The sequence below is a fragment of the Bradyrhizobium sp. SHOUNA76 genome (assembly GCF_023006445.1).
Lineage (GTDB): Bacteria > Pseudomonadota > Alphaproteobacteria > Rhizobiales > Xanthobacteraceae > Bradyrhizobium.
On the sequence record NZ_JALBHA010000266.1, the window covers coordinates 1 to 8,686 of the forward strand.

The 8,686-nt window shown below is 60.9% G+C and carries 12 protein-coding genes; 4 read left to right on the forward strand and 8 right to left on the reverse strand.

Going from position 1 to position 8,686, the window contains the following annotated elements:
- From MOV74_RS23665 to MOV74_RS23675, 3 genes are all read left to right on the forward strand, one after another.
- Positions 1-217: helix-turn-helix domain-containing protein (locus MOV74_RS23665; RefSeq protein WP_246927797.1), on the forward strand; the 217-nt coding region annotated here is incomplete at its 5' end.
- 296 nt (positions 218-513) lie between these two features.
- On the forward strand, positions 514-795 hold the full coding sequence (locus MOV74_RS23670; RefSeq protein ID WP_246927806.1) for a hypothetical protein: 282 nt from the start codon (positions 514-516) through the stop codon (positions 793-795).
- A 186-nt stretch (positions 796-981) separates the two neighbouring features.
- Entirely contained in the window at positions 982-1,488 is a 507-nt protein-coding gene (locus MOV74_RS23675; RefSeq protein WP_246927808.1) for a hypothetical protein, read from the forward strand.
- Positions 1,489-1,691: 203 nt separating this feature from the next.
- Here MOV74_RS23675 and MOV74_RS23680 read toward each other — a convergent pair whose 3' ends face one another.
- The 3 genes from MOV74_RS23680 to MOV74_RS23690 all read right to left on the reverse strand — a co-directional run bounded on the left by MOV74_RS23680 (position 1,692) and on the right by MOV74_RS23690 (position 4,530).
- The gene (locus MOV74_RS23680; protein WP_246927844.1) at positions 1,692-2,705 is read right to left on the reverse strand and encodes a hypothetical protein; all 1,014 of its coding nucleotides are present in this window, start codon (positions 2,703-2,705) and stop codon (positions 1,692-1,694) included.
- Between the two features lie 123 nt (positions 2,706-2,828).
- Positions 2,829-3,626 (reverse strand): transglycosylase SLT domain-containing protein, encoded by a 798-nt coding sequence (locus MOV74_RS23685; protein ID WP_246927816.1) that lies wholly within the window; start codon positions 3,624-3,626, stop codon positions 2,829-2,831.
- A 121-nt stretch (positions 3,627-3,747) separates the two neighbouring features.
- Positions 3,748-4,530 carry a class I SAM-dependent methyltransferase gene (locus tag MOV74_RS23690; protein WP_246927818.1) on the reverse strand — a complete coding sequence of 261 codons (783 nt, stop codon included), beginning with the start codon at positions 4,528-4,530 and terminating at the stop codon, positions 3,748-3,750.
- A gap of 109 nt (positions 4,531-4,639) precedes the next feature.
- On the opposite strand from MOV74_RS23690, the gene MOV74_RS23695 reads away from it, so the two are divergent.
- Positions 4,640-4,906 carry a DUF2312 domain-containing protein gene (locus MOV74_RS23695; RefSeq protein ID WP_246927820.1) on the forward strand — a complete coding sequence of 89 codons (267 nt, stop codon included), beginning with the start codon at positions 4,640-4,642 and terminating at the stop codon, positions 4,904-4,906.
- Between the two features lie 145 nt (positions 4,907-5,051).
- Here the strand turns inward: MOV74_RS23695 and MOV74_RS23700 are convergent, their stop codons facing one another.
- The 5 genes from MOV74_RS23700 to MOV74_RS23720 all read right to left on the reverse strand — a co-directional run.
- On the reverse strand, positions 5,052-5,582 hold the full coding sequence (locus MOV74_RS23700; protein WP_246927828.1) for a hypothetical protein: 531 nt from the start codon (positions 5,580-5,582) through the stop codon (positions 5,052-5,054).
- Between the two features lie 156 nt (positions 5,583-5,738).
- Complete coding sequence (locus tag MOV74_RS23705) at positions 5,739-6,251, reverse strand: ParB N-terminal domain-containing protein (protein WP_246927830.1); 513 nt, start codon at positions 6,249-6,251, stop codon at positions 5,739-5,741.
- Between the two features lie 216 nt (positions 6,252-6,467).
- Positions 6,468-6,950 (reverse strand): DUF2846 domain-containing protein, encoded by a 483-nt coding sequence (locus tag MOV74_RS23710; RefSeq protein ID WP_246927832.1) that lies wholly within the window; start codon positions 6,948-6,950, stop codon positions 6,468-6,470.
- A gap of 252 nt (positions 6,951-7,202) precedes the next feature.
- On the reverse strand, positions 7,203-8,204 hold the full coding sequence (locus MOV74_RS23715) for a TIR domain-containing protein (RefSeq protein ID WP_246927834.1): 1,002 nt from the start codon (positions 8,202-8,204) through the stop codon (positions 7,203-7,205).
- A 182-nt stretch (positions 8,205-8,386) separates the two neighbouring features.
- Positions 8,387-8,686 (reverse strand): hypothetical protein (locus MOV74_RS23720; protein WP_246927842.1); only part of this gene is annotated, 300 nt, incomplete at its 5' end.

Consider the following 8,686-nt stretch of genomic DNA (forward strand, 5'->3'; position numbering starts at 1 on the left):
CATCGGCGCGCGTGTCAAAGCCGCGCGCGAGAGCCGCGGCTACACGCAAGGCCAGCTCGCCGAGCGCCTCAGCGTCACGCCGGCCTTCGTGGCATCGGCCGAGCAGGGCGAGGCGGACATTCCGCTGTACCAGCTGATGCACATCGCCGATTTGCTGATGGTCGGTCTCGACGGGCTCGTTGCGGGTCCTGTGCCAGAGGGCGTCGACGCGGCGTAAGGTTCGTAGCCTTCGTGGCCCGGATGGAGCGAAGCGCAATCCGGGATGTTACAACAAGGCACACTGGTCCCGGATTTCACCGCGCTCCTTCCGGGCTACGCTCTCCCCGTCATTGCGAGCGCAGCGAAGCAATCCAGGCTGCCGCCGCGGAAAACATTTCTGGATTGCTTCGCTGCGTTCGCAATGACGGTGGAGAGGCAACCAAAGCCGTCATCGGTCATCCCCGCAAAGTCGCGCGAAATTCGCTTGCCTTGCCACGCGTCCTTTTGCACTCTTCGCGCGAAGGAGACCAATGCATGACAAAAATGACCGTCGCCTGTGCACTCGGAACCGCCCTCGTGCTGTGCAGCCTTGCAACATCAGGCGCCGAAGCCCGCACGCGGAAAGCCGTCGTCGTTCGCGCACCGCAAGAGCGGCTCATCGTCACTGCACCCGTGCTGAGACCGACGCCGTGGGATTACAACATCGTTCCACGCTATCGTTATCGCCCGGAGGATGACCGGGTCGATCCCTACGGCCCGCCGCTGGTGCCGTCATACGTGCGCTATGAAGGATGGCGCTGGCCGTATTGGTGGTGAGGTCCTCCATCCGGTACGCGGACAAGTTGAAGTTTGATGGCTCGTCATCCCTGCGTGCGGAGTTGACGATCAGGAAAAAATGGCAAAGTGGAGACTGTCAAGAGTACATCGAGGTAGATCGACACTTATCCCCGTAATAAACCCAATGCTGTTTGGGGTTCTGGGCGCGTATCGGGAGGATAAATCATGGCAAGTGTCGAACAATTGCACAGACGGGACGGAGTGAATTTGGTCCAACTCGAAGCGGACATCACGTCGATCCGGTCGGGGAGCTCCATTACTTCAATCAATCTGCCTGATTACGTCGAGCACACCGCGGGCGTGTCGCGCGTCGGTGCGCTCAGCGCGGAAGCGGTCGTTCGCGACTATGAGTCCGCTGCAAAAGAGATCGAGGCCATGGGGACCGAGTTGATCGACGCGGCGCAAAAATGCGAGGCGCTGACGGCCCAGGTTCATGATGCGATCGCCTTCATGCGAGAAACGGCGGCGGGGTATCGTGAAGAGGGACGGAAGATCTTCAAGCGCATCGAAGAATGCGCGCTGTTCACCGAAGACGTGCGCAAGACCTGCGAACAGGTCAAACGCAGAATGGCTGAAGTCTCGGTTGGCCCATCTTCCGATGAGGAGCTTGCGCCGCAAGAGCCCGAGCTGACGGGGATCGCGGCCGAGGTGACGATGAGCGAGATACGGTGAGCGAGCGTAGAGCGTAGCTGGTTGATAGGCCGGACGAGCGGAGCGATATAGGCGGGGCTTTGCTGCCGAAGCATTCCCCCCGGATGTCGCTTCCGCCTTCGCTCTTCGAGCTACGGCGGACAAGTCGCTCGTCCGGCTACGCTCGTTTGCCAACCGCCGTCATCCGCTCGCGCGTGCGAGAAACAAGTCGGCGCCTTGCGAACTCACCAATCCGGATCGCCGTAATAAGGGTCCGCCATATAGGGCGGCGGCATCCAGGGGCCTCGCGGGGGCGGCCTCGGCCGCCGTGGCGCGGCGTCTGGTACGTGCGCCCGGGCACGCGCAGCCGCATCGTTGTTCACCACGCTGCGCACGACGGGCTTGGCGGCTGCAGAGGCGGATGACACCGATGACGCGCTCAGTTGCGTTTGCAGCGCCTGGACCTGGGCGGCAAGGCGCGAAATGTCCGCCGCATCCTTCTCCTGCGCCCCCTTGAGCTGTCGAATGGCGTCGGCCTGCTCGCGCAGGGTCTGCTCGTTGCGGCTCTTCAGTTGCTCGAGCTTGTCGTTGATGTTCGCAAGCTCGCTGGTGATGGCCTTGAGCGATTGCGCCAACTCGGATGACGACGCCTCAGGCGCCCTGGCGCCGGAATTTGGCGCGCTGTCCGCTTCCTTCAGGACTGGCGGCGCGGGCAACGGGCTCGGCTCATCCGCCGCAGCCAGCAGCACGACCGGCGGCTGCACTTGGTTTTCCACCGCGGACGTCTGCGGGGGCGTGCTCGCGGCTGACGGAGCCCATCGCGCCATGATCGACTGGCCGATCGATTGGGCCTCATCGCGATATTGCGAAGCGACGGCGGCACCGAGCAGGCCGATCGCCAGCACGAGAATGACCAAGGCGCGCATCATGGCCGGATCTTTCCTCAAGCCTGGATCGCGAACCCCGGCATTGGGAACGTTGGCGCTCGGAACCTTGGCATCGGGTTTCGGCGGCCCGTCTCCCGCAGTGGCGGCTGCCGTCGGTGTGGCGCTTGCGCGTGAGGCCCGCTGTCCCTCGCTATCGCGTTCCATTCCGGAAACCAGTCGGTCCAATCGCGCCAGGTCTTGCTCCGCGCTCTTGATCCGGTCGTAGGCCCGCGCCAACCCGCCCTCGGCGCGCGTCTCCTCCGGCTTGGGGGCATCGGGCTTGCTGGTATCAGGTTTGGGGTCGTTCGTGTCAGGCACCGATGCGCTCTCCATCCGGTCGGGAGTCAATGGGAGGCAGTCCGATCAGGAAGGATAGGTCTGGCCGCTATCAGACACAACGCGTGCGCAGAGGTAAATTTATGGCGGGCCCGGTAGCGGGGCTGGGGGCTGCGCTCCTCAACTATCGTGGTCCGCCGCAAGCCGCACAAATTGCCGCTTCATCGCATTGACCCTGCCGACATACCCCGCAACGAGATGATCGCCGCAGCGTTCGCTTGCGATCATCACAAACTTGCGCCGCGCATAGGCTGTGGCAGGACCTGCGCCGCAGAGATGGATGAAGGCGGCCAGATCCTGCTTCTGCTGGGCACTCGCCTTCACATCGCCCGCGAGGCTGAGGACCATGGCCACCTGGCGGTCCAGATACACCGAGGTCAGCTCGATGGCGTGGCTCGGGATCACGCGGACATAGAAGCTGGCGAACCCACAGCCGGCGTTCGTGACGGCGTTGCCGCGGACACAGAACGGCGTGGCTTCAGTGAAAGCCGGATCCGTCATCTGGAAGAGGCCGACGGCGCTGGAGGCCGGCCGGTAGATCGCCAGCGGATTAAAACTCCACCGCCAGCGCCAATAGGTGCGCGCCACCGGATTGCCAGAACTCTCGACCTGCGCCAGCGCGGCCAGCAATTCGGGCGTGATCGTCGCGGTGGAATAGGTGCGGAAGAGGGGGCCGTATCTCGCCCAAGTCTCTGATGGCTCCTTGTCGAGGGCGTGACCGGCGACGGCGAAGAGTTCGGTTGGTTTGCGGATGACGTGATAGGCGAGGTTCAGGAGGGCGAGGGCAGCAAGCAGGATGGCTACGATGCCCGCGGTCCGGGCGGCCTGCGGGGCTCGCGCGAATCTCTTTCGCGCCCAACGTGCGCCCCGCCGGACGTTGAGAAGGCGAGGGAAGGATCGCTTGCTTTTTCGTGGCATTGACGTTGTGGAGTACGCATGTCGTAGGATGGGTCAAGCGAAGCGAAACCCATCAATAGCCGTCGCGGAATGATGGGTTTCGCAAGGGCTCTACCCATCCTACGACTGCCTCGCCACATCTTCACCCCGCCTTGCGTCCGCTGATCGCGTGCGCGCGGGCGCTGTAGGTGATGCGGCCATCCGTGCCAGCGGGAAGACGCGCCCTCACGCGCCGCGTGAGCTCGGCGACATCGGCCGCCGGCATCGCCGCGATCACCGGCGCGGTGGAGGGGGCCTTGGTCTCCACGTTCCAGAAATCGTCGAAATCGGCAAACGTCCGCTGCACCGTGATCTGGCGGGTCTCGATCTCTAGCAGTCCGGCCGCGCTCCAGAAATCCTCGAGAGCCGCAAGGGTGGACACTTCCATATGCGGCGGACGCGTCGGCGTCAGTCCCATCGCGCGCATCTCGTTGAGGATCGGATCGAGCGGAAATCCGCCGCCCAGCATGTCCCACATGTAGGTCGCGACGAGGCCGCCGGGACGAACGACCCGCGCCAATTCCGCGACACTTTTCGCTGCATTCGGCACGAACACGAGAACCAATGCCATTACGGCGACATCGAAACTTGCCGCTGAAAATGGGAGCGCCATGGCATCGCCTGTTTGAAACACGGCGCCGCGCGCACCGGGACGCGCGCGGGCAAAGGCGAGCTGTCCCTCCGAGGGATCGATGCCCTGCACGTCGAGGGCGGCGCAGCGCGCAACGATGAGCTCGGTGAAGGCGCCGCTGCCGCAGCCGACATCGATCCAGCGCAGCCCCTGTGCCGGCTTCAGCCAGTCGAGAAAGATCTCGCCGACCGATCGGCTCCAGACGCCCATCATCTGCTCATAGGCGGCACCGTCATCGAAGCGAAGCTCGGCCATGGAACGGCTCCCTCGGCTTTTCCACAAGGCAATGCGCAGGAGGCTGAGGTTAACACATTGGTCATTTCTTTGCGGTCATTTTCGCGACCTCAGTCAGCAAAGAGGTACCATGTCCGACATCACCATTCCCGGCGGCAAGATCCGTTCCTTCGTCGAGCGGATCGAGAACCTCGACAGCGAAATGCAGGAGTTGAGCGAGCAGAAGAAGGAAGTCTTCGCGGAAGCCAAGGGCGACGGCTTTGACGTGAAGATCCTCAAGGAAATCATCAAGCTGCGCAAGGAAGACAAGAACGAGCGCGACGAGCGCGAAAGCCTGCTCGATCTCTACATGCGCGCGATGGAGACGGCATCGCCGGAGCAGGCGAAAGCGGCGTGAGACGATCAGGTCGCTTTCGCGGAAGTCGCTGGAAGCAGCAAATTTCGGCGACTTCGCAGGGTGGGTTAGCCGCAAGCGTAGCCCACCACTGCGCATCCGACGAAATAAGGAAGGTGGATTGAGCTTCGCTCATCCACCTCACGCGCTAGGGATTGATCGGACGCGGTTGGTCCGCCGTCGTCCAGCCTGGAGGAAGCGGTTCGCTGTGGCCCGGAGCTTTGGAGTAGGCGGCGCCGGAGGCGAATTGGCCGGTCGCGCCCTTGAGACCGAGGATATACCAGACTTCTAGAAGGTAACCGCTGGTCCGGTCGCGATCCTCGGTTGCCAAGCGAGAGACCAGACTCATCGCTTTTCCGATGGGATTGGAGACAGTGCGCGCGTGAACGGGACCGTTAGGTTGCGCGAGAACCGCATCGATCACGCCGTTGACGGCCTCTGTTGCTCGCGCGAGATCTTCGGGCGTTTCGGCGCCGGTATAGCCGAGAGGCGGAAAATGGTGAGGCTGAAATTTATTTTCCTTTTTCAGCCGCTCCAGAACGGCTCGCTTCTCGGGCGTGAACTGCACCACCTCGCTCGAAGGCTCGGGAATGAGCTTGGCGTATTTCCAGTAAAGCACGCCTGCGAATGTGAGCACGCAGATCACCAGGGCGCCGCCGAACAGCAGGAAGTATTTCATTGTACGAGGTTGGGTGATTCAATGACGCCAATCAATATCATCCTGTAGGATGATGTCGGGCGTAGCGAACACCATCAATTGCCGGTGCGGAGTGATGGCTTTCGCGCAAGAGCTCTACCCGTCCCACAAGCTGCTTCTTTGGCAACGAGCCGGCCCTCAATAGCGGCTGCCGGTGCCCTTCTGCTGCGTGATCCAGTCCGACAATGATTTCGGTTTCGCTTTCACCATCCGGACGGGTGATGCCTTCGGATTGTCGCGCAGGCCTTTCGTAGAACCTGCGCGCGGCGCTTGCGTCGCGTTGCCTCTCGGGGCCGCCGTCGATGCCTCCGCGGCTTCCTTCTCCAGGCGCAACTGCTTCAATCGCGCCATCTTGATGCGCTCGGCCTCGACTTCGGGTCGCTCGGCGAGCAGCGGCTTGTGTTGAGCCATCTCGGCCGGGACCAGGACGCCAAGAATGGTCGTCTCGCCGAGCGCCTTGCAGGCCTCGAGCCGATGCAGTCCCTCGACCAGAACGAGGCGGTCTCCATCGAGCCTGATGGAAATGGGTTCCTGTTGTCCGATCTCCAGCATGCTTTCCGCGATCTCCGCGACGATCTCGGGCTTGATCGCCTTCTTTTGCTTCGTGGGAACGAAGATCTTCTCGATCGGGAAGCTTTCCGGTTTGGGCATAACTCGACTCCGCTTCTACCGGGGCCGTTGGAACTCATGCCGGCGGTGGTCGGAGTTTAGAAGGGAAGGGCTCGGCCGCAAAGGCAATTTCGGCGCCAGGGTGTTGATGAGCAACGGAGCCGGAACAGATCCCGATGACGGTGGCCGTGCACTTGATTGACGCCGTTCACCAAACGCGAGGCGAAGCCGCAGATCGGCAGGACGGATCGAGTGAATTTAGTGCAATGGTCCGTAATTCATCCGTCGGGTTAATTCCGGGCCTTTATAAACCGCGGCAGCTCCAGCAGTCGCATCGAGCGAGTAGAACATGTAGGGCGTGTTATGCCTGTTGCGGCAGGGGACAGGCCGTCCGGTTACGCCCATCGACGCGATATTAAACGCGTCCATGTTGGTATTCACGATCGGCCCCATTTCGAAATAGTAGGACATGCCGGGCTGCACGCGAATCTCGCCCTCGCATCCCACTGAATCCATCGCCCCAACGACGGTGATCGTGTGTGGCCCCGCCGGCCGATCCACGAGGATGTATGTGGCAACAGCGAACTCGCCCACCACTTTGCCATCGACCCTGATATCCGGTTTGCCGAGCCGGCTCAAAACGCTGGGGTGCCGGATGAAGTAGATGTGGCCCTGCCGCGCGTCCAATTTCTGGTTTTGAGCATGGAGGGCGGAGGTCCCTGCGGCGTAGGCCTGCAGCAACAGAAGCGTGCTCAATGCAAAAAACGATTTGGGAAACTAATTGGTCAACCGCGTGGCCCCCGCGGGCCAACCCCATTCACGTGTCATCACCTCTGCGCCCCAAACCAGTTCATGCAAGTATGGGTTGAGAGGCTACCAATCATTGCCGTGCGCGGAAAGACTAAAGTATGCTCGACTACGGCGGCATTGCATTTAATTGACGCCGTTCACCATGGCTTTCGCGCGAGCAAGGCCTTCCGGGGGCTGCGACTACTACTCGTTCAGCGAGTTTAGAACTTCATTGATCAATATGTTCGCTCTATTTGTCGAACCTTGTGCTCCTTTACTCAAGGCAAGACGCTGATGCTCAAGACTATTTGAGCCAGCGTAGATAAAGAATGGCGTGAGGTTGCCACTGCTTCGCAAGGAATTAAGAAGCGTGTAGCCGGCTTGAGCGTCCGGCGGTCTACCCATATCACTTATGATGGCGTCGAATTGAGTCTTCCTTAGCTTAGCCAGAGCTTCACCGGTCGACTCTGCTAACTCGAACTCAACGTTGTATGCCTCCATCGCGCGACGCTCGTAGACATTGTTGTCTGGTCTATCGTCGACCCAGAGAATCCTTTTGAGTTTCGTTGACTTTTTCTGCGGCTCCTCGCTGCGAATGACGTCCGATGCTTGAGAAAATGCCGCCACCTGATGCCTTTCGGTAACTATTGCCCGGGGAGCACCCGGTCGAGCCTTGGCTCCCGAATCTCCCTGAACGCGAGCAAGAGCAACGCCGATCTTCTCCGATAGCTGCCTGACCGCGGCCTTTACTTGCGGGTCATTGATTGGCAAGTCAGCTTTAGAGCGCCAATCATAGCGTTGGCGCGACGCAATAACTCCTGCAAGTGGGTCGTCGCGGAGCAATTCCTGTTTCTCGAGAGCTGGTACCGTGACGAAATAGATCGGCAGTATCAAGTCGTCGCGTCCGTGTTCGCTCTCGTGAGTGATGAACTTCTTCAATTCATCACGGCAGGCTTCGCTCTGAAAGAAAAGTGGAGTGACGACTGGGACAAGAAATCTTGCGCTTGCAACGGCCTGATCGAGGCCTTTCTGCCATTGCTCACCGAACTCCAGGCCGTCGACATCTTGATAGATTTTGAAGTTCTTCTGCCCGGCAATCACCTGAACACCGAGTTCGATGAGTTTCCGCAGGGAGGTAATTGCGCCACCAAAGAACTCATCATCGAGCCGCGTATAACTTAGGAAGGCGTCGGGTTGGCTGGTCACGATCCAACTCTCCTAATAAGTCTTGAAACTAGCAATGGGTCTGGGTGCTATGTGATACCCTCTAAGGTTGTCATAATGGCTGACTTTGGAAAAGCCATAAATGGAAAAAGGGCGGCCCTTTGGCCGCCCTTTTGGATGCCCGCTAAGATGCGGGTGACGTCGTCGTTCGTTCGGCTCCGGCCTCACGAACACCCGGTGGTCGAGCCGCACGTATCACATTTCATACAGGTGCCATTCCGCACCAGCGTGAAGTTACCGCACTCCGAGCACATCTCGCCTTCGTAGCCCTTGGCCTTGGCTTCGGCGCGGCGTTCGGCCTTGCTGGGGACGGCGGTCGCTGCGCTGCCGGCCTTGCTCCACTGCAACGCTTCCAGCTTCTCCGTCGGCGAGAGGTCGTGCTGGACTTCCTGCTTCAGGGCGACGGCGCCTTCGAGGGCGTCGCCGACGCGGGCTGACGCACCGTGCGCCAGCGCCGTGACCTT

What these genes read in the sequence shown, in the direction of transcription:
- MOV74_RS23690 (WP_246927818.1), bottom strand. Translation starts at nt 4,530, where the DNA reads ATGGCCGAGCTTCGCTTCGATGACGGTGCCGCCTATGAGCAGATGATG.
- MOV74_RS23680 (WP_246927844.1), bottom strand. Translation starts at nt 2,705, where the DNA reads ATGGAGAGCGCATCGGTGCCTGACACGAACGACCCCAAACCTGATACC.
- MOV74_RS23695 (WP_246927820.1), top strand. Translation starts at nt 4,640, where the DNA reads ATGTCCGACATCACCATTCCCGGCGGCAAGATCCGTTCCTTCGTCGAG.
- MOV74_RS23685 (WP_246927816.1), bottom strand. Translation starts at nt 3,626, where the DNA reads ATGCCACGAAAAAGCAAGCGATCCTTCCCTCGCCTTCTCAACGTCCGG.
- MOV74_RS23675 (WP_246927808.1), top strand. Translation starts at nt 982, where the DNA reads ATGGCAAGTGTCGAACAATTGCACAGACGGGACGGAGTGAATTTGGTC.
- MOV74_RS23705 (WP_246927830.1), bottom strand. Translation starts at nt 6,251, where the DNA reads ATGCCCAAACCGGAAAGCTTCCCGATCGAGAAGATCTTCGTTCCCACG.
- MOV74_RS23700 (WP_246927828.1), bottom strand. Translation starts at nt 5,582, where the DNA reads ATGAAATACTTCCTGCTGTTCGGCGGCGCCCTGGTGATCTGCGTGCTC.
- MOV74_RS23670 (WP_246927806.1), top strand. Translation starts at nt 514, where the DNA reads ATGACAAAAATGACCGTCGCCTGTGCACTCGGAACCGCCCTCGTGCTG.